Genomic DNA, 19,810 nt, shown 5'->3' with positions numbered 1-19,810 from the left:
GGGAGCGCAGCGACTGGAGCGACTGGAGCGACGAGGGAAGCCCGGGAGTCAAAGCCCGATGACCTGCCGCGCCGGAGGCGTGGCCATGACACAGTCATGCGTGCACCTCCTCTTCTTCGGCCGCGAGCAGTTGCCGGTACGCCGGAACTTCCGCGAGCAACTCCTGATGGGTACCGACGTGGGTGACCGTGCCGTTCTGCAGCAGGGCCACCTGGTCGGCCAGCATCACGGTCGACGCGCGGTGCGCGACCACGATGCCGGTGGTGTCGGCGAGCACGTTGCGCAGCGCCTCCTCGACCAGTGCCTCGGTGTGCACGTCGAGCGCGGAGAGCGTGTCGTCGAGCACGAGGACGGCCGGCTTGGCGAGTACTGCCCGGGCGAGTGCGAGCCGCTGCCGTTGACCACCGGACAGTGACATGCCCTGCTCACCGACCCGGGTCTCCAGACCCCAGGGCAGATCGTTGGCGAACTCGGCCTGAGCCACCTGAAGGGCTTGCTGGACGTCGGCCTCGCTGGCGTCCGGCCGACCGAGGGTCAGGTTCTCCCGGACACTCATCGAGAACAGTGTCGGGTCGTCGAACGCGGACGCGACCGCGGTCCGCAACGAGGTCAGGCTCAGGTCCCGGAGGTCGTGCCCGTCGATCGTGATCCGCCCGGCGGTCACGTCGTACAGGCGGGGGACCAGAGCGGTGAGGGTGGTCTTGCCGGATCCGGTCGCGCCGACCAGGGCGAGCGTCGTACCCGGGGTGAGGTCGAGGTTGATGTCGTGCAGGATCTCCGGGGAGTGGGGTGAGAACCGGAAGCCGACGTGCTCGAAGCGCAGGTGGCCGCGGGAGTTCACCAGTTCCTCGGAGCCGGACTGGATGATCGAGTGGGTGTCGAGGATCTCGCTGATCCGGTCGGCCGCCGTCATCGCCTCCTGGGCCATCGCGAGGATCCCGCCGAGTGACGTGACCGGCCAGATCAGCGACAGCATCAGGGTGATGAACGCGACCAGCGTGCCGAGCGTGATCGCCTCCCGGCCGACCGCGAGCGCACCGAGTAGCAGCACGATCACCAGGGTCAGGTTCGGGATCACGCCGAGGAAGCTCCAGAACCGGGATGACAGCCGGACCTTGTCCACGGAGGTGTCGTAGAGATTGATCGCCTCGTCGTCGAACTGACCCTGGACGTGCGCCCGCCGGCCGAACGCCTTGATCACCCGGAAGCCGAGCGCCGACTCCTCGATCCGGGTGGCGAGGTCACCTTGCTGATCCTGGACCTTGCGGGAGATCAGCAGGTACTTCCGCTCGAACTTCAGTGAGACCAGGATGATCGGCGCCGCGGCCAGCAGGACGACCACGCCGAGCGGCCAGTACAACCGCAGCAGCAGGATCGTCACCACGATCAGTTGGAGGATGTTCATCACCAGGAACAGCAGGCCGAAGCCCATGAAGCGCCGGATGATGGACAGGTCCGTGGTGACCCGGGACAGCAGCTGACCGCTCTGCCAGCGGGTGTGGAACTCCATCGGCAGCGACTGCAGCCGGACGTACAGGTCTTGCCGGAGGGCCGCCTCGAGGTCGCTGACGGCACGGGACTGGGCCCACCGGCGAGCCCAGACCAGCAGGACCTCGGCGATGCTCAGCCCGAGGGCCAGCAGGGCGAGCGGGACCAGCAGGCTCAGCTCGTGGCGGGTGACCGGACCGTCGATGATGGCCCGGGTGACAAGGGGAACGGTGAGGCTGACCGCGACGCCCAGCATGGCGGTGGAGAACATCACCGCGAGGCGCCAACGGTGTGGCCGGAGATAGGGACGGAGCCGCCACAGATTGCGGCTGCGTTCGGGGGCTCGGGTGGTAGGGGCAGCGATCGACGGCGCGTGGGCAGGGTGCTCTGAGGGCATCTGGACGGGCGCACTTCCCATCATGCTCGGTTCAAGGGGGCTCGCGACCTGAAAACGGCGCACTTTCCAGTATCGCTCACTAGGTAAGCGCTTGTCCTCCGAATTCCATTCCCCGCCGATGAATTACCACTTGTTGCAATGACCAACTCGAGCCCCACGCGGCGACCGGCGTCACAGTCATTGCGTTCCGCAATCAATCCCGCGCCATCGATCGCCGGCTCGATGGATCGGCCGGCAGGGTGTGGAAGCTGCGGAGCGGGGAGAGGAGGGCGATCAGGACGCCGAGGAGCATGCCGGCGGTGGCCACCAGGAGGGTCGGGCGGATGCCGATCGCGGTGGCGAGGAGGCCGGAGGCGGCGGCGCCGAGGGCCTGGCCGCCGATGACCAGGGTGCGCCAGGTGGCGGTGACCTGACCGATCAGGTGGGGTGGGGCGAGGTACTGGCGCAGGGTGCGTTGGGGGATACCGAACAGCGACATGCCGAGGCCGGCGAGGGCCTGGCCGAGCAGGATCAGCGAGGTGAGCCCGGTGAACAGCGCGGCGCCGGTCAGGGAGGCCAGGAATACCCCCGAGACGTATGCGCGCCCGATGCCCACTCGGCGGCACCACGCAGGGGCGACGAACGTCCCGAGCACCGCAGCCACGCCGAAGGCGGTGAGCGTGACCCCGACGAACGTCGCCGACCGGTGCAGCCCTCGGAGCAGGTAGAGCACGATCAACGGCCCCTGCATCGCCCCGGCCGTCGCCGCGACAGCGGCTGAGATGGAGAGTGGCGTGAGCACTCGATCACCGAGGATCACCCGCAGCCCGGCCGACAGCCGAAACTCGGACCGCGCGGGCACCGGCGCTCGGGCCGGCTCACGGATCAGGTACGACGCCATCGCGGACACCACGTACGACGCCGCGTCGACGAGGATCGCGAACGGCGCACTCAGCACCTGCACCAGGAACCCGGCCATGGACGGACCGACCGTGGAGGCGAGGTTGAGGTTCAGCAAGGCCGCGCTGTTCGCGCGCATAAGGTCCTCCCGCGGCACCAGCGCCGGGATGAGCGTCTGCGACGCCGTGTCGAAGAGCAACGTGAGCACTCCGGCCAGTACGGCGACCACGTAGAGCTGCTCGATCCGCAACGAGTCGAGAGCCGCGGCCACCGGGACAGAGCCGAGCAACACCAGCCGTCCGATGTCCGTCCAGATCAGCACACGACGCAGCGACCACCTGTCCACCCAGACGCCGGCCAGCAGTCCGAAGACCAGATGCGGCGCGATGGTCAACGCGGCCAGCGCTCCCATCTCCACCGGCGATGCCTGCAAGGTGACGACGGCTACGAGTGGCAGGGCGACCGTAGTGATGGCGCTGCCGGACGCTGATACCAGCTGTCCGAGCCATAGCTTGCGGAACTCGCCTCTCACGACCCATGCCATGCCTAGGAACCTGTCACTCACCAGAGTCACTCGACTACGGCTTTTCGCCCGCAGCGGAGCGTGTTCACTGCACGCGAAACACCGGACCCCTTGCGGTGAAGGGCAGTGACGCACCACTCGGGATCAGCCACGCGTGCTCCCGTCGCACGCGGACCACGTCGCACTGCCCGTCCGTGATGAGCAGGATCGGTCCGTCCGCGGGGAAGTCGTCCGCGCGCTCGAGCAGATCCACACCGGGCTGCAGCATGGTCCCACCGCGGCCGCGCACCTGCACACGGCCCGCGATGTCGTCGACCGGCACGTAACCCGCGTCGTACGCGGAGGCGTCGCAGTACACGACACGGGCAGCCGGTACGTCGCGAGCCCGCGAGTACGACGCGATTGCGCCGAGTGCCTTGCCCAGGAGCTCCCGGTCCATCGAACCCGAGGTGTCGAGGACCACGCCGTACGTCGGAAGTCGTTCCAGCTCGAGTGGTCGGATCCAGCCCGGCCGCGGGATGTCCGGCGTACCGGACTGGCGTCGTGATGCTCTCGCGTAGGTGCGGGTCTTGGTGACGGCCGGCACGTGCTCCTCGAACCAGCGGGCCAGTTGTGCGTCCCAGCCGAGGGGCGGGTGGTCCAGTGCCCGGATCTCTTCGACCAGTCCGGCTGGAATGGTCCCGCGAGCAGGGTCGTGGTACGCCAGGCCGGTGTTCAGTGCGCGTCGGTAGATGTCGTCGAGGCCTGTTGCGCGGTGCGACTCGCCGACTCTCGGTAGAGGCTGCCCGAGCACATCGCCGAGGCCGACGCCGCGCAGTGTGGCCAGCTTGCGGTAGCGGCGGAGGTCTGTGGCGATCCGGTCGTACACCGTCTCGACGGAGAGCCCCTTCAGCATCGGATCGTGCAGTGCGCCGTCCGGCATGCAGCCGACACCCATCTCCAGCAGCCAGCCGTTGATCACCAGGTCGGCCGCGACGTTCCACAGGTATGGATCGCGGCCGCCGACGCGGTCACCGTGGCGGAGAGCGGCGTGCAGCATCTCGTGGGCCATCACGAACCGCCACTCGTTCTGCGTCATCACGACCAGCGGGTTGATGTAGATCTCGCCAACGGCGGCATTCACGGCGGCCACCTGGATGTCCCAGCCACGGGCGAGCTCCACCTCGGCCACGAGCGTCATGCTCGACGCGATGGCGCCGAGCAGCGGGTACGACGAGACGAACCAGCCGAGGGCGAGGTCCCACTCGTCGCGACTGCGGTGTGAGTCGGCCAACGTCGTACGCGCTCCACCGGCGACGTCCACCGCAGCAGCTGCGGCCGCGGACAGGCCGGCCGCGAACAGCTCACCCCACTTCGGCGGATCGTCCAGCCGGTTCCAGCGCTTCTGGAGTACGTCGGGGTGCGCGCCGGCCACTCCGAGAGCGCCGTACTCGGGCGGGATGCCTTGGCGTCGCCACAGACGGGCGAGTGCCTCCTCGTCCGTGGCGGGGAAGGTCGGCGGCAGCTGTACGACCGGTCTGCCGAGCTTGAGAGAGTTGAGGTAGCGGTTGACCGCTACGTCGTTCGCGGCGCAGGCGGCCGGGTCGGGTGGTGGACGGTTGCGGTCGGCGTGGCCGAGGCCGAGGTGGATGAGCAGGTGCGCGAAGACCCAGGCCCACTCCTCTGGAGTCGCCCGCCGCGTGGGGTGAGCCACGATCTCGCCGTTCGAGTCGATCGTGGCCCAGCCGTCCGGCGGGCACTCCTCGCTTCGGTGGACCGAGGTGCGCCACGTGGCCATCGGTGCGAACAGCGGGTGGCTGGCGACCGTCCTCCAGCCGAGCTGGATCGCCTCCAGCGCCGGGTCCTTGCGGGCCTTCTTCCGCTTAGGCACGTGCCGCTACCAACCGCGGCAGATCGCGGCTGACCTCGACCAGGAACCAGGTCGGCAGCACCGGGCGGCCGTCGTCGTCGGCGGCGATCACCAGCTGCGCCATCTCGAGGGAGATCTCGGCCAGCTCGACCAGGAGCGCCTTGCCGCGGTGCGCGAGCTGCCGCGCCGCCGGGCTCGCGGACGCCTTGTCGGCGGCCAGCTCCTTCACCAGGCGGGCGCGAAAGGTCTCGGCCAGGAAGTACAGCAGGTCGCGGTCCTCCGGAGCAGCCGGCCAGCCGGTCTCGCCCTTCAGCACGGCGTCCAGCCCGAAGGCGTTCCGGACCGTCTTCACGAACGCGCGGAACGCGGATGCGTGTGCAGGGGACAAGGTGCCGAAGGCAAGTACTCGCAGGGTCTCGTCGGAGACGTCGTCGCCGTACGAGTGCAGCGCGTCGGACAGCATGTGCCAGCTCCGCGGCGTCGAGAACGGCTCCTCGGTCTTCGGCGGCGCGGTCCATAGGTGATCCGGGCGGTTGCGCAGGTAGTCGAGCACCCACGGGTGGATCCCCGCCGTACCGGCCCAGCGCAGCCAGTCGGTCGCGGAGGCCCGCAGGTGGACGTGCACGAGCCGGTTGATCAGTGCGCTGGCCATCGGGCGGGCCAGTGCGTTGTCGGTCGCCCGGTTGCCGGCGCCGATGACGACGGACCCCTCGGGGAGCTCGTACTCACCGATCCGGCGGTCCAGGATGAGTGAGTAGAACGCCTTCTGCACTTCTGCGGACGATGCGTTCAGCTCGTCCAGGAACAGGCAGTACGGCTCGTCCCTTGCGATCGCTACCGGCGGTGCGAAGCGGCTGCGCCCGTCCACGATCTGCGGTACGCCGATCAGGTCCTCCGGCGCGAGCTGGGTCCCGAGCAGGGTCACACACTCCAGACCGAGCGAGTCGGCGAACGCGCGTACCAGACTGCTCTTGCCGATCCCTGGTGCACCCCAGAGGAAGACCGGGCGTACGACAGCCACGTGCAGCAGCACTTCGGGCAGCTCTGCCGCCGATACCGTGATCCCCGCCTGCATCTGTTCCTTCCGTCGTGGCCAGCCCTTCAGGGTCCTCTTCGGCCGCCGGGCGTGTCATGTGGTTTTCGGGGGCGGCTTCCGTTACTGGTGGTTACTGGCTAGGGTGCGGCCGGTGTCGTAAGGGCGTAATGGGGGGTTCTTGTGCTGGGTCTTCGGGTCAAGGTGGCCGCGGTTGCGTGCGCCGTCGTACTGGTGCCGCTCGCGGCGAGTCAGGTGATGGCGGCCGACCCGCCTGTGCATCTGGGGGAGGGCGCGCTGGTACCGGGTCACGCCGCGGCCGACGTGGGGATGTCCGGGGCTCGGGTGGTCGTGTCGGACCCGCAGGATCACACCGTCTACGAGACGAGCACCAACGGCACCACCTGGACGGCGTCCGGTGGGACCAACGACACCAAACCGCTGCAGGTCGAGGGGCCCTCGCTGCTCACCTTCTCGGGCGGAACGGCGAAGGTCGGCGGGCTGACGTTCCCCGCGGCGGATGAGGTCGTCCTGGGCAAGGGCGGCAAGCTGGTGTCCCACCGCGCGTCTAGCGCGGCCACCGCCGAGGTGTACGACGTCGCGACGAAGACCAAGCTGGTTGACTACGCACCGCCGTTCGCCATGGCCGACAGCACGGTGTGGAAGGTGACCGAGCCCGGCCATCTGGACGGCAAGGACCTGACCACAGGTGTTGTGAAGACAGTCCTGGTCGCCGGCGCGTGCTCGGTCGGTCCGGATCGCGTGAACGGCCGTTGGGCGCTGCTGAGCGGCTGCAACCAGGTGGTCGACGTGAAAGGCCCAGAGGCTCCGCGGAACCTGACTGTGGCCGCGGACGCCGAGCTCGGCAACGGCTTCACCGTTCAGGCGTCTGGCTCCGATCTGCTCGTCACCGACCTCAACGACCAGTCGCTCGGCCAGCGCCGCTACGGACCGAGCGGCTTGCCTGGCAGCTTCCGTGCCGACGGGTCTGGCGCTGCGAAGATCGTGTACGCCGATCCGGACAGCAAGCCGCGCGTGATCAGCCTGAACTGGCTCACCGCCGATCCGCAGCAGCATCCCGACACCGTGGCTCCGGTGCTGACCAGTGCGTCCGCGGGCGCCCGGATCCGGGACAACACGAGCCTGTCGTTCGAGTGGGCCTTCACCGACCCACAGGACCCGAACTCGCCCGCGACCGGCGTCAACAGCTACGACCTGCGCTATCAGCAGAGGCCCAACCGGACTGCGGCGTACGGTGCGTGGATCCAGCCGGCGGCTTGGCAAGGGCTCAAGACGACCGGTGCGAGTCTGGACGCTCCGATCGGCACGGATACGTGCTGGCAGGTGCGGGCTCGCGACTATGCGGCGAACGTGAGTGCGTGGACAGCGTCGTACTGCAGTGAGGTCGACGGTACGGCGCCGTCGCTCGTGACCTGGCGGATCGGGGACCGGGTACAGCTGGGGTCACCGGCGACCGTGCGGTGGGCGTACAAGGACGACACGGACATCGCGTCGTACGACGTCGTCTACAAGGTCGCCGCACCGGGTGTTGCCCTGGGCAAGTGGATCTATCCGGCCACCTGGCAGAACACCAAGATCACCTCGATCTCCTGGGCGCCACGGCTCGGCTGGGACGAGTGCTTCATGGTCCGGTCCCGCGACTACCTCGGCAACCTGTCCGCATGGTCGGCCCAGCTCTGCTCCGTAGCGCCGCAGGACGACCGTGCCCTGACCTCAGCCGGCACCGTCACCCGCTCGACGAGCACTCTGGCGTTCCAGGGGACCACCACGATCCTCAAGGCCAACGGCGCCTACCTCACCAAGGCCACGGAGGCCGCCGCTCGCATCGCTCTGGTAGCCATCCACGGCCCCGGCCAAGGCCGCGTGGACATCTACCACGCCAACATCAAGATCGGCACCGTCAACCTCGCCGCCGCCACCACCTCCCGCGTCGTCACCTACCTCCCCGTCACGCCCTTCCGCACCGGCGCCGTCAAGATCGTCTCCACCAGCACCGCCCCCGCCACGATCGACGGCATAGCCTTCCTCCGCGTGAACTGAGAGGACTGGCCAATGTCTACAGGCTGGGACTGCAAGCACTTCTCGATCGGCCTCCCTACCGCCGCCGAAGACCAGTCGCTCACGGCGCTCTTCCAACACGTCGCCAACACCCTCGCCGAGGACGCTCCCCTCAGCATGGACAAGGTCATAGCGGTCACCTTCGAAAGCGAAGTCGAATCAGACGCCATCCACCGCGGCCACTTCACCATCGTCTTCGCAGAGGCGGATGACGATGACGACGTACCGCCGAGACGACGATCCACCCTGGCCGTCGTCCCTCCAAGCGACTCTTAGGGAGCAGCCCCGCCTGCTCCCTCGGCTTGTTAGGGTGCGGTTTGCGTCAGAGCTCAAGGGAGGTGGTTCACATGTGTCGTTTCCGCGTGGTGCCGCCTCGCTGGTTCTTCCAGCCGCTCTGACCCTTCACGGGGCTCACCGCATCGAACCCTTGCGAGGAGTCCCTTTGAGTCCGATCGATCGATCCCCGGCTCTGACCGCAGTTCGCACTCTGTTCCACGCCTATCCGTGTCCGTACTGGGTGGCCGGCGGCTGGGCGCTCGACCTGTTCGCCGATCGCCTCAGGCGACCCCATAGCGACGTGGATGTCGTTGTGCTCGCCCGTGATCTCGACGAGGTCGCCAAGACGTTCACCAGCCCGCGACCCATGGTCGAGCTTCCTGAGACGGGCGTACGTCGTTCGTGGGCGCCCGGCGAGGTACTGACGCCAGGTCCGAATGCTCTGGTCTTTCCCGACGACCCGCATCCGTCCCCGATCCAGATCCTGTTCGCCGCGTCCGACGCCGGCGAATGGGTCTACCACCGCGGCCGAGGCACGATCCGGAAGCCACTCGCCGAGATCACGCTCAGGTCGCCCGACGGCATCCCGTACCTCGCACCGGAGGTCGTCCTCCTCTTCAAGTCACGCGGCGGCCGCCCGAAGGACCACGCCGACTTCAACGACGTCGCACACCTACTCGACCCAGGCCGCCGCCGCTGGCTCCACGACCGCATCGCCCCGCGCTACCCCGACCACCCCTGGCTCCCAACCCTCCACTGACCGCGACCCACCACCCCCGATTCTGGTGTGGTGTCGGATTGGGGTGCTGCTGTTCGTGGAGATGGTGGAGGGTGGCCGCAGGGGGCACCCCGCAGAGGAGGAGACATGGCCGAGTACCTCATCGCATTCAATGACGAGTGGGTGCCGGATCTCACGGACGAGGATCTACGCAATGCGTCCAAGGCGGTCAGAGCGCTGAGGGCTGAGATGGAGGCGGCCGGGGTCCTCATCTTCACCGGCGGCCTGGACGACACTGCCCCCGTGTTCAGTGTCGATGCGTCGAGCGGCCGTCCGGTGTTCACGGACGGCCCGTACGTCGAGTCCAAGGAGTATCTCGGCGGCTTCGCCGTCGTCGACGTGGCCGACGAGGAGGCTGCCCGGCTCTGGGCGGGAAAGATCGCGGTGGCCTGCGGCTGGCCGCAGGAGGTACGACGTTTCCAATACGCAACCGCACCCGAGCCGACCCCCGAGACCGCCTGAACGGGGTACGCCTAGCGATGACGCCGTAACCGGTCCCGGCATGACGAAGGCCCCCGGCCGCAGGAACTGAACTGGTCCCCGAAAGTTGGACTGGTTAAGTAAGAGGTTGAGGGGTTTCTAGGCAACGAGGGCTTGGGCCCGGTATTGCACCGGGCTCAGGCCCTCGAGTCGTGTGGAGACGCGGTGGTTGTTGTACCAGGTGATGTAGTCGTGGAGCGCGGTGACGAGTGCTGTGGTGTCGGTGTAGATGGTGTGGTGGAAGAGTTCTTCTTTGAGGTGTCCGAAGAAGTTCTCGATGACTGCGTTGTCGAGGCAGTTGCCTTTGCGGGACATCGACTGGATCGCGCCGGCGGTGGCTAGCTGTGCTCGCCAGGAGGCGTGCTGGTACTGGAATCCTTGATCGGAGTGAACCAGGGGCGCCTGGCCGGGTTTGAGAGTGGCGAGGGCGTCGCGCAGTGAGTTGTTGGTCAGGGCCAGGTTCGGTGAGTGGTCGATCGCGTAGGCGATGATCTGCCGGTCGAACAGGTCCATTACCGGCGACAGGTAGATCTTGTGGTTGCTGATGCTGAACTCGGTGACGTCGGTGACCCATTTCTGGTTCGGGGCGGTCGCGGTGAAGTCGCGGGCCAGCAGGTTCGGGGCGGTCTTGCCGGCCTCGCCTCGGTAGGCGTTGTACCGGCGGCGCCGCCGTACCGGGCATTCGAGCCCGAGTTGGCGCATCAGCTTCAGGACGGTCTTCTTGGCCACCCGCCATCCTTGCCCGGCCAGTACGGCGTGGACGCGCCGGTGCCCGTAGCGGCGCTGAGCTGTGTGGAACGCGGTCGTGATCGCGGTCTTCAAGTCAGCCTGTGGGTCCGGTCGAGCCAGGCGGGCGCGGTGGTAGAAGAACGTGGACCGGGCCAGACCCGCGGCTTGCAGCAGCGCGTCGAGACGGTGTTCTGCCTTGAGGGAGATGACGGCCTCGACCTTCATTGCCGTGGTTGTTCCCTCAAGGCCCGCAATTTTCCCAGGTAGGCGTTCTCTGCCCGCAACCGCTCGTTCTCCCGGCGAAGCTGCTCCAACTCCGACTCCGGGCCCGCCGCCGCGTCCGGATCCCTGGGCCGCCTGCCCTTCGGCTTGGGCCGCAACCCACCAGCACCCTCACGCCGATACGTCCGCACCCACGTCTGCACCAACTGCGGCGATGACAGCTCGAGCTCGGCCGCCAACTCCGTCGCCGGCTCACCAGCCACGAACCGCTCCACCACGGCCAGCTTGAACTCGAACGAGTACGACCGCTTCGTCGGCCTGCTCACCAACGCTCCTCTGCCCCAGATCTGCCAGCGCCGATACAACAGCTTCACCGGCCAGAGCGCCACACCCAGCAGCCTCGCCACCGAGCGATACCCCCGGCCCCCCTCGAACCACGCTACCGCCCGTTCACGCTGCTCCACGGACAAAGAACTACGTCGATCCAAAACGAACACTCCCCAGGAGTCGGAACTGATTTCTCGGTCCAACTACCGGGGAGCGGTTCACCGCAGGAACCGGCTGGGGGCCTTGTTCGTTTGAGCGGGTGACGAGAATCGAACTCGCGTAGCCAGTTTGGAAGACTGGGGCTCTACCATTGAGCTACACCCGCGGTGCTCGGACATGATTCCACATTCCCTGGGCTGGACTCAAAACGGTGGGTGACCGGGGTGGTGGCGCGAGCACTGGTTCCGGTCGACTAGACTCGTCCGGTCACTGCGGGGCGTAGCGTAGTGGCTAGCGCGCCTGCTTTGGGAGCAGGAGACCGCAGGTTCGAGTCCTGTCGCCCCGACAAACCCCCTGCAGCACCGGTGCAGTGCGGGCTGTCACCGTGCTGTGAATGTCATCGATTCAAGGAGAACCGCCACCGTGAAGAGCACCGTCGAGTCCTTGAGCCCGACCAAGGTCAAGCTCATCGTCGAGGTGCCGTTCGAGGAACTCAAGCCGAGCCTCGACGCGGCGTACCAGAGCATCGCCTCGCAGATCACCGTTCCGGGGTTCCGCAAGGGCAAGGTCCCGCCGCAGGTGATCGATCAGCGGGTCGGTCGCGGCCCGGTGCTCGAGGAGGCGATCAACGACGCCCTCCCGAAGCTCTACTCGCAGGCGGTCAGTGACAACCAGGTCAAGGCGATCGGCCGGCCCGAGGTCGACGTGACCGAGTTCAACGACAAGGAGAGCCTGCAGTTCTCCGCCGAGGTCGAGGTGCGCCCCGAGATCACGCTGCCGGACCTGGAGGGCCTGGAGGCCGAGGTCGAGGACATCGCGGTCAGCGACGACGACGTGACCGAACAGATCGAGGCGCTGCGGCAGCGGTTCGGCTCGCTGAACCCGGTCGAGCGCCCGGTGCAGGACAAGGACTTCATCACCCTCGACCTGTCGGCCAGCAAGGACGGCGAGAAGGTCGAGGAGGCGCAGGCGACCGGCCTGTCCTACCAGGTCGGCAGCGGCCAGCTCCTGGACGGCCTGGACGAGGCCGTCACCGGGCTCAACGCCGGTGAGAGCAAGACCTTCGTCACCCAGCTGGTCGGCGGCGCGCTGAAGGGCGAGGACGTCGACGTCGAGGTGACCGTGACCGCGGTCAAGGAGCAGGAGCTGCCGGAGTTCGACGACGAGTTCGCGCAGACCGCGTCGGAGTTCGACACCGCCGAGGAGCTGAAGGCCGACGTCACCAGGCGGCTGGAGCGCGGCAAGCGGCTCGAGCAGGCCGGCGAGGCGCGGGACGCCGTACTCGAGAAGATCCTGACGCTGGTCGACGTACCGGTGCCGGAGGGTCTGCTGACCGACGAGCTCGCCGCCCGCAAGGAGAACCTGGAGCAGCAGCTCGGGTACTCCGGGATGACGTTCGAGCAGTTCCTGGAGGGCGAGGAGCAGACCCAGGAAGAGTTCGACGAGGACCTGAAGAAGCGCTCCGAGGACGCGATCAAGGCGCAGTTCGTGCTCGACCTGGTGGCCGAGCAGCAGGAACTGAGCGTCAACGACCAGGAGCTGACCGAGCACATCGTCCGGCACGCGCAGCGCTCCGGCGTCAGCCCGGACCAGTTCGCCCAGCACGCGGTGGAGAACAACCTGGTCCCGAGCCTGGTCTCCGAGGTCGTTCGCGGCAAGGCGCTCGCCCACCTGGTCGAGAACGCCAAGGTCACCGACGCCTCCGGCAACGAGGTCGAGCTGAAGACCCTGCAGCCGGACGGCAGCTACGCCGACCCCGAGGCGGAGACTGCCGCCGAGGAGACGCCGGCCGAGGAGCCCGCCAAGGCTTGAGTCGTACGACGAGCGGCCCGGAACCACTGCGGTTCCGGGCCGCTCGCGCGTTTCCGGCCGGTCGTGAGTCGCGGCCGGGATGCGAAGTACCTGACCAGGAAGCCTGTGTCGGGCGGTCCGAATCACAGGCACGGAATTCGCTCAGAGCAGATGAAATGCGCTGTGGGGTGCGCCGTGAGCGAACACCTGTGGCCCAGCCTTAGGTCTGTCGCCGCCGCCCAGTAATGTCGGCTTCGTGAACGAGACATTTGCAGCCAGCCCCACCGCCGCGGGCGGCAACGGATCCGGCGGACTCGACGACCACATCTACCAGCGCCTGCTGCAGAACCGGATCATCTTCCTGGGGTCCGAGGTTCGCGACGACAACGCGAACGCGATCTGCGCGCAGATGCTGCTCCTCAACGCCGAGGACCCCAACAAGGACATCTGGCTGTACATCAACTCGCCGGGTGGCTCGGTGGACTCCGGCATGGCGATCTACGACACGATGCAGTGGATCTCCAACGACGTGGCCACCGTCGGGATGGGCCTGGCCGCCTCGATGGGCCAGTTCCTGCTCTGCGCCGGCGCAAAGGACAAGCGGTTCGCGCTGCCGCACGCGCGGATCATGATGCACCAGCCCTCCGGCGGTATGGGCGGTACGGCGTCCGACATCAAGATCCAGGCCGAGCAGTCGCTGCACATCAAGGCGCAGCTGTTCAAGCTGATCGCCGAGCACACCGGCCAGCCGCTCGAGCAGGTCGAGAACGACGCGGACCGCGACCGCTGGTTCACCGCCGACGCGGCCAAGGACTACGGCTTCATCGACCACGTGGTCGCCAGCGCCGCGCAGCTCACCTCCGGCAGCCCGAACTCCTGATCTCCCACTCCGTCAGTCAAAGGACGCACCTATGAACTACTTCATCCCGCAGTGGGAGGAGCGCACGTCGTACGGCATGCGCCGGATCGACCCCTACACCAAGCTGTTCGAGGACCGGATCATCTTCCTCGGCACGCCGATCACCGACGAGATCGCGAACGCGGTGATGGCCCAGCTGCTGTGCCTGCAGTCGATGGACTCCGACCGCGACATCAGCATCTACATCAACTCCCCGGGCGGCTCGTTCACCGCGCTGACCGCGATCTACGACACGGTGCGCTACATCAAGCCGGACGTCCAGACGGTCTGCCTCGGTCAGGCCGCCTCGGCCGCCGCGGTGCTGCTCGCGGCGGGTACGCCGGGCAAGCGGCTGGCGCTGCCGAACAGCCGGATCATCATTCACCAGCCGGCCACCGAAGGCACCTACGGGCAGTCCAGCGACATCGAGATCCAGGCGAACGAGATCCTCCGCCTGCGCGCTCTGCTGGAGAAGATGATCTCCGACGCCAGCGGCAAGTCGCTGGAGGAGGTCTCGCGTGACATCGAGCGGGACAAGTTCCTGACTGCCGACCAGGCCATCGAGTACGGCCTGATCGACGACGTCCTGCAGACGCTCAAGACCCCGGTCCCGGCCGGCGTCTGACGTCGCTGCCCCGCTCCGGCGGGGTGACGGTGTGGCTGAGATGGGGCTGTCAAGGGCGAGGCGCGTTCGCCACCGGCGTAGTCACAACCCGGCGGCGGGCGCGGTGTTTCGGCTCCGGACGGGGTACCGTCGAAATCGGGATCGGGGTAGCCTCGGCGCCCCGGCCCGAGCGGTCCACGCCCCCTCGGCCCTTGGTTCGACTTCGCATAGAAGGGATCTGTCCCGGTGGCACGCATAGGTGACGGCGGCGACCTGCTGAAATGCTCGTTCTGCGGAAAGAGCCAGAAGCAGGTCAAGAAGCTCATCGCCGGTCCCGGCGTCTACATCTGCGACGAATGCATCGATCTCTGCAACGAGATCATCGAGGAGGAGCTGAACGAGGGCTCCGAGGTCGGACTCACCGAGCTGCCGAAGCCGCGGGAGATCTACGACTTCCTCAACGCGTACGTCGTCGGACAGGACGTGGCCAAAAAGGCTCTCGCGGTGGCGGTGTACAACCACTACAAGCGGGTCCGGGACGGTCAGGGCGCGTCGACCGCCGGTCGGCATGCCAAGGACGAGGCCGTCGAGCTGGCCAAGTCGAACATCCTGCTGATCGGCCCGACCGGCTGCGGCAAGACCTACCTCGCCCAGACGCTGGCCCGGATGCTGAACGTCCCGTTCGCCATCGCCGACGCCACCGCGCTGACCGAGGCCGGGTACGTCGGTGAGGACGTCGAGAACATCCTGCTCAAGCTGATCCAGGCGGCCGACTACGACGTCAAGAAGGCCGAGACCGGGATCATCTACATCGACGAGGTCGACAAGATCGCCCGCAAGAGCGAGAACCCGTCGATCACCCGCGATGTCTCCGGCGAGGGTGTGCAGCAGGCCCTGCTGAAGATCCTGGAAGGTACGACGGCTTCGGTGCCGCCGCAGGGTGGCCGGAAGCACCCGCACCAGGAGTTCATCCAGATCGACACGACCAACGTGCTGTTCATCGTCGGCGGCGCGTTCGCCGGCCTGGACCACATGGTCGAGCAGCGGGTCGGCAAGAAGACGCTCGGCTTCAACACCTCGCGTGAGCCGGAGAAGCCGAAGGAAGCCGGCGGGTACGCGGATGTGATGCCGGAGGATCTGCTCAAGTTCGGCCTGATCCCCGAGTTCATCGGCCGGCTCCCGGTCATCACGACGGTGTCCCCGCTGGACCGTGACGCGCTGATCAAGATCCTGTCCGAGCCGAAGAACGCGCTGGTCAAGCAGTACCGGCGGCTGTTCGAGATCGACAACGTCGAGCTGGAGTTCAGCGACGACGCGGTCGAGGCGATCGCGGACCAGGCGCTGTTGCGCGGCACCGGCGCCCGCGGCCTGCGGGCGATCATGGAAGAGGTCCTCCTCAACGTGATGTACGAGGTGCCGAGCCGTGAGGACGTCGCCAAGGTCGTCGTCACCGGCAAGGTCGTGCTCGAGAACGTCAACCCCACGCTGATCCCGCGCGACCAGATCGACCGGAAGCGCGACCGGCGCGAGAAGACCGCCTGACGCAGTCAACAGAAGGAGGCCGGGATCCGCTGTACAGCGGATCCCGGCCTCCTCCTCGTGGTGGACGCGTACTTGAATTGGGCCAAACAAGCTCCCTGGAGGAACAAGTGAGATTGCTACGTGTCCACACTGACGCCGGGCTCCGCGACGCCGTACTGGCCGAAGACGGGCGAGTGGTGACGCTGCCGGGGGAGGCCGAGGCGTTCGACCCCCTCCGGTGGCGCGAGCGTGCCGCCGGCGCGGATGTGGAGACGGCCGCCGCGTTCGAGGACGTGCGGCTGGCCGCGCCGCTCAGTCCCGGGAAGATCGTGTGTGTCGGGCTGAACTACGCCGACCACGCGGCCGAGGGTGGTCACGAGGCGCCGACCGAGCCGATTCTGTTCCTGAAGGCGCCGGACACGGTGGTCGGTGCGCGCGACGACATCGTCATTCCGCGGGGCAGCGAGAAGACCGACTGGGAGGTCGAGCTCGGGGTGGTGATCGGGCGTACGGCGGCCTATCTCGAGAGCGAGGCGGATGCACTGGAGCATGTCGCGGGCTATGTGTTGGTCAACGACGTGTCGGAGCGGCATTTCCAGCTCGAGCGCGGCGGTCAGTGGGACAAGGGGAAGAACTCGGCGACGTTCTGCCCGCTCGGTCCGTGGGTGCTGACCGCCGATGAGGTTCCTGATCCGCAGGCGATCAGTCTCGGGCTCGAGGTGAACGGGGATGCGGTGCAGGACAGCTCGACCGCGCAGATGATCTTCTCGGTCGCGCATCTGGTGTACTACATCTCCCAGTTCATGACGCTCTATCCGGGCGACGTGATCAGCACCGGCACGCCGGCCGGAGTCGGCTCCGGGCAGAAGCCGCCGCGCTTCCTTCGCGCGGGCGACGTCCTCCGAGTCTGGGCCGACGGCCTGGGCGAGCAGCACTCGAGGCTGGTCTGATGATCGTCGATCAGCTCGCGGTCGAGGTCCTTTCTGACCCGGTTGCCTTGGGTGCTGCGGCTGCGGCCGCGGCGGCGGAGTCCCTGCGCCGGACGATCGAGGAGCGCGGCGCGGCTCGGCTGATCCTGGCCGCCGCACCGAGCCAGACGCAGACCCTTGCCGCACTGTCCGTTGCTGAGGGCATCGATTGGTCGAAGGTCCAGGCGTTTCACATGGACGAGTACGTCGGCCTGCCGGTTGACGCGGAGCAACGGTTTGGTCTGTGGTTGCGCCGGCACTTCACGACGCCGGCACCGTTGACGGTGTTCGATCGGGAGGGTGGAGCCGATCCGGAGGCCGAGGCTGCTCGGTATGCGGGTTTGGTCTCGGCGGAGCCGATCGATGTGGTGCTGGCGGGAATCGGAGTGAACGGGCATTTGGCGTTCAACGATCCACCGGCGGACTTCGGTACGACCGACATCGTGCAGGTCGTCGCACTGGATCAGACGAGTCGGCGGCAGCAGGTGGATGAAGGGCTGTTCGCGCGACTTGACGACGTACCTACGCATGCGTGGACGTTGACCGTGCCTTGTCTGCTGTCGGCGCGGGAGATCTTCTGCATGGTGTCCGGGATGGCGAAGCGGGTCGCCGTACGGCGAACTCTGCGAGGGCCCGTGGATCCGGACGTACCGGCGAGTGTGCTCCGTACGCATTCGCGGGCTCGGTTGTTCGTCGATCGGGAGGCGTTCGGCGATGAGTGAGTACTTCGCAACGATCACCGTGCTGCGCCGATTCCCGGGGCGAGTCCGGTGGCTGTAAGCAGGCTGACGGGACGCGACCCGTGGTCGGGCGATCTCCTGCATCTCGAACACGCAGACGGCCGCATCACCACCATCCACCGCGAGCCCGGCCCTTCTGAGGTGGTCGCACGTGGGGCTGGTGGCGTGCCGTGGATCAGTGCGGGGCTTGTTGATCTGCAGGTCAATGGGTTTGGGGGATTTGACCTGAATGGGGATGGGGTCTCGGTTGAGACCGTTGTGGGGTTGCGGGAGGCGTTGCGCGGGGTTGGGGTTACTACGTTCGTGCCGACGGTGATTACCGCTAGCGGGGAGCGGATGCGGCGGGCCGTGGGCGTTGTGGCTGAGGCTCGGCGGCGGTCTGCGGAGGTTGCGGCGGCGATTCCGTTTGTGCATCTTGAGGGGCCGCACATCTCGGATCAGGAAGGGCCGCGGGGATGTCACGATGTGGCTGAGGTTCGGGCGCCTGACCTGGCGGAGTTCGAGCTGTGTCAGCAGGCGTCGGGTGGGCTGGTCGGGTTGATCACGGTGTCGCCGCATTGGGCCGGGAGTGCGGAGTTCATTGCGGCGGTGGTTGCCTCCGGCACTCGGGTGGCGATCGGGCATACGCATGCTGACGCGGCTCAGCTGCGTGCCGCGGTGGATGCTGGTGCGAGCTTGTCAACGCATCTCGGGAATGGTGCGCACGCTCAGTTGCCGCGGCATCCCAACTATCTGTGGGCGCAGTTGGCGGAGGATCGGCTCCAGGCCGGGTTCATTGCTGACGGCCACCATCTGCCGGTGGATACGTTCGTCGCGATGGTTCGGGCGAAGGGGATCGAGCGGTCGTTTCTGGTATCCGACTCGGTGGCGGTTGGGGGGCAGGCGCCGGGCAACTATTCGTCGACCATCGGCGGAGATGTCGAGCTCACAGACGACGGACGGCTCCTCGTGCGGGGTACGCCGTACCTCGCGGGGGCGGCCGCGCCACTCGCGGACGGGGTCGCGTGGGCGGCCGGAGCGTTCTCGCTGGCCGACGCACTCACGATGGCGACCGTCAACCCCGCCCGCATCATCAACTCCCCGCGGATGATCCCAGTTGCCGAGCAGCTTCAGCCGGGGACTCGGATGTCAGACGTGATCACCTTCGACTGGCAGCCGGGGGATCGCACGCTGTCGTTCCACTGAGCAGCTACTTCTGCAGGGCGGTGGCGATGGCGTCGGGTAGGGGTGTGGTTGGGCGGCCGATCAGGCGGGTGAGGTCGGAGCCGCGGCCGGCCAGGCGGCCGCGTTCGATCGCGTTGTCGACGTCGACAAAGATCCGGGCCAGCGGCTCGGGGAGCCCAGCACCGGTCAGCACGCCGACATGCGTCTCGGCCGGAACGTTGTTGTAGGCAACGTCCTTCCCGGACTGCTTCGACAACTCCGCGGCGTACTCGGTCAGCGTCCACGCCGTGTCGCCGTTCAGCTCGTACGCCGTCTTCTCGTGGCCAGCACCAGTCAGTACGACGGCGGCCGCGGCGGCGTAGTCGCGCCGGCTGGCCGATCCGATCCGGCCGTCACCCGCGCTACCGATCACACCGTGCTCGAGCTGTACGGCGATCTGCTCGGTGTAGACCTCGTGGTACCAGCCGTTGCGGAGGAAGGTGTACGGCAGGCCGGAGTCGAGGATCGCCTGCTCGGTGGTGATGTGGTCGGCGGCCAGGTCGAAGTCGGCCTCCGGGCCGCCGAGCACGCTGGTGTACGCGATCCGCTCGACGCCGGCCGCCTTGGCCGCGTCGATCACGGCCTGGTGCTGGGCGACCCGGTTGGCCTCGAGCCCGGAGATCAGCAGGACCGTGTCGCCGGCGTCGAACGCCTTGGCCAGCGCGGCCGGGTCGTTGTAGTCGGCAACCCGGACCTCGACGCCGCGAGCCGCGAGGGGCGCAGCCTTCGCGGCGTTCCGGGCGACTGCGACGACCTGGTCGGCCGGAACGCGTTCCAGCAACTCGTCGATGACGAGTTGGCCCAGATGACCGGTGGCGGCGGTGACGACGATGCTCATCCGTACTCCTTGTCGATAAGGTTTGTAT

General features: G+C 67.5%; 18 protein-coding genes and 2 tRNA genes. 12 read left to right on the top strand and 8 right to left on the bottom strand.

Annotated elements, in window-relative coordinates:
* Positions 1 to 94 precede the first annotated feature (94 nt).
* The 4 genes from OG876_RS42995 to OG876_RS42980 all read right to left on the bottom strand — a co-directional run bounded on the left by OG876_RS42995 (position 95) and on the right by OG876_RS42980 (position 6,211).
* Positions 95 to 1,759 carry an ABC transporter ATP-binding protein gene (locus OG876_RS42995; protein ID WP_328522504.1) on the bottom strand — a complete coding sequence of 555 codons (1,665 nt, stop codon included), beginning with the start codon at positions 1,757 to 1,759 and terminating at the stop codon, positions 95 to 97.
* A gap of 319 nt (positions 1,760 to 2,078) precedes the next feature.
* The gene (locus OG876_RS42990) at positions 2,079 to 3,308 is read right to left on the bottom strand and encodes an MFS transporter (protein ID WP_328522503.1); all 1,230 of its coding nucleotides are present in this window, start codon (positions 3,306 to 3,308) and stop codon (positions 2,079 to 2,081) included.
* A 64-nt stretch (positions 3,309 to 3,372) separates the two neighbouring features.
* Positions 3,373 to 5,157, bottom strand: coding sequence for a vWA domain-containing protein (locus OG876_RS42985; protein ID WP_328522502.1), 1,785 nt, complete (start codon positions 5,155 to 5,157; stop codon positions 3,373 to 3,375).
* Positions 5,150 to 6,211 carry an ATP-binding protein gene (locus tag OG876_RS42980; RefSeq protein WP_328522501.1) on the bottom strand — a complete coding sequence of 354 codons (1,062 nt, stop codon included), beginning with the start codon at positions 6,209 to 6,211 and terminating at the stop codon, positions 5,150 to 5,152. Before OG876_RS42980 ends, OG876_RS42985 begins: the two co-directional genes overlap by 8 nt.
* Positions 6,212 to 6,352: 141 nt before the next feature.
* Between OG876_RS42980 and OG876_RS42975 the strand changes: the two genes are divergently transcribed.
* The 4 genes from OG876_RS42975 to OG876_RS42960 all read left to right on the top strand — a co-directional run bounded on the left by OG876_RS42975 (position 6,353) and on the right by OG876_RS42960 (position 9,764).
* On the top strand, positions 6,353 to 8,230 hold the full coding sequence (locus OG876_RS42975; RefSeq protein WP_328522500.1) for a hypothetical protein: 1,878 nt from the start codon (positions 6,353 to 6,355) through the stop codon (positions 8,228 to 8,230).
* Positions 8,231 to 8,242: 12 nt separating this feature from the next.
* Positions 8,243 to 8,524: a hypothetical protein gene (locus OG876_RS42970; protein WP_328522499.1), complete on the top strand. Its 282-nt coding sequence runs from the start codon at positions 8,243 to 8,245 to the stop codon at positions 8,522 to 8,524.
* A gap of 166 nt (positions 8,525 to 8,690) precedes the next feature.
* Positions 8,691 to 9,284 (top strand): nucleotidyltransferase domain-containing protein, encoded by a 594-nt coding sequence (locus OG876_RS42965; protein WP_328522498.1) that lies wholly within the window; start codon positions 8,691 to 8,693, stop codon positions 9,282 to 9,284.
* Positions 9,285 to 9,389: 105 nt separating this feature from the next.
* Positions 9,390 to 9,764, top strand: a complete 375-nt coding sequence (locus OG876_RS42960) for a YciI family protein (RefSeq protein ID WP_328522497.1) — start codon at positions 9,390 to 9,392, stop codon at positions 9,762 to 9,764.
* A 117-nt stretch (positions 9,765 to 9,881) separates the two neighbouring features.
* On the opposite strand, the gene OG876_RS42955 is transcribed toward OG876_RS42960, so the two are convergent.
* From OG876_RS42955 to OG876_RS42945, 3 genes are all read right to left on the bottom strand, one after another.
* Positions 9,882 to 10,736, bottom strand: a complete 855-nt coding sequence (locus OG876_RS42955; RefSeq protein ID WP_328522496.1) for an IS3 family transposase — start codon at positions 10,734 to 10,736, stop codon at positions 9,882 to 9,884.
* Complete coding sequence (locus OG876_RS42950; protein WP_328522495.1) at positions 10,733 to 11,140, bottom strand: helix-turn-helix domain-containing protein; 408 nt, start codon at positions 11,138 to 11,140, stop codon at positions 10,733 to 10,735. The genes OG876_RS42955 and OG876_RS42950 overlap by 4 nt, the downstream gene beginning before the upstream one ends.
* Positions 11,141 to 11,314: 174 nt before the next feature.
* A tRNA-Gly gene (locus OG876_RS42945) sits at positions 11,315 to 11,385 on the bottom strand.
* Between the two features lie 107 nt (positions 11,386 to 11,492).
* Between OG876_RS42945 and OG876_RS42940 the strand changes: the two genes are divergently transcribed.
* The 8 genes from OG876_RS42940 (at position 11,493) to OG876_RS42905 (ending at position 18,926) form a co-directional block, all read left to right on the top strand.
* Positions 11,493 to 11,565, top strand: a tRNA-Pro gene (locus OG876_RS42940).
* Between the two features lie 77 nt (positions 11,566 to 11,642).
* Positions 11,643 to 13,031: a trigger factor gene (gene tig, locus OG876_RS42935; RefSeq protein ID WP_328522494.1), complete on the top strand. Its 1,389-nt coding sequence runs from the start codon at positions 11,643 to 11,645 to the stop codon at positions 13,029 to 13,031.
* Between the two features lie 235 nt (positions 13,032 to 13,266).
* A complete protein-coding gene (locus OG876_RS42930; RefSeq protein WP_131349683.1) occupies positions 13,267 to 13,890 on the top strand; it encodes a ClpP family protease in 624 nt (207 codons plus the stop codon).
* 31 nt (positions 13,891 to 13,921) lie between these two features.
* Entirely contained in the window at positions 13,922 to 14,533 is a 612-nt protein-coding gene (locus OG876_RS42925) for an ATP-dependent Clp protease proteolytic subunit (protein WP_328522493.1), read from the top strand.
* A 225-nt stretch (positions 14,534 to 14,758) separates the two neighbouring features.
* Positions 14,759 to 16,054: an ATP-dependent Clp protease ATP-binding subunit ClpX gene (clpX, locus tag OG876_RS42920; RefSeq protein ID WP_328522492.1), complete on the top strand. Its 1,296-nt coding sequence runs from the start codon at positions 14,759 to 14,761 to the stop codon at positions 16,052 to 16,054.
* 107 nt (positions 16,055 to 16,161) lie between these two features.
* On the top strand, positions 16,162 to 16,983 hold the full coding sequence (locus tag OG876_RS42915; RefSeq protein ID WP_328522491.1) for a fumarylacetoacetate hydrolase family protein: 822 nt from the start codon (positions 16,162 to 16,164) through the stop codon (positions 16,981 to 16,983).
* On the top strand, positions 16,983 to 17,723 hold the full coding sequence (locus OG876_RS42910) for a 6-phosphogluconolactonase (RefSeq protein ID WP_328522490.1): 741 nt from the start codon (positions 16,983 to 16,985) through the stop codon (positions 17,721 to 17,723). The genes OG876_RS42915 and OG876_RS42910 overlap by 1 nt, the downstream gene beginning before the upstream one ends.
* Before the next feature lie 48 nt (positions 17,724 to 17,771).
* Positions 17,772 to 18,926 (top strand): N-acetylglucosamine-6-phosphate deacetylase, encoded by a 1,155-nt coding sequence (locus OG876_RS42905; RefSeq protein WP_328522489.1) that lies wholly within the window; start codon positions 17,772 to 17,774, stop codon positions 18,924 to 18,926.
* A gap of 4 nt (positions 18,927 to 18,930) precedes the next feature.
* Here OG876_RS42905 and OG876_RS42900 read toward each other — a convergent pair whose 3' ends face one another.
* Entirely contained in the window at positions 18,931 to 19,782 is an 852-nt protein-coding gene (locus tag OG876_RS42900; RefSeq protein ID WP_328522488.1) for an SDR family oxidoreductase, read from the bottom strand.
* Positions 19,783 to 19,810 lie beyond the last annotated feature (28 nt).

Origin of the sequence: Kribbella sp. NBC_00359 (genome assembly GCF_036097425.1) — a bacterium.
Taxonomy (GTDB): domain Bacteria; phylum Actinomycetota; class Actinomycetes; order Propionibacteriales; family Kribbellaceae; genus Kribbella.
The sequence above is the reverse complement of the archived record's forward strand: the minus strand, read 5'-3'. Positions and strand labels throughout refer to the sequence as shown.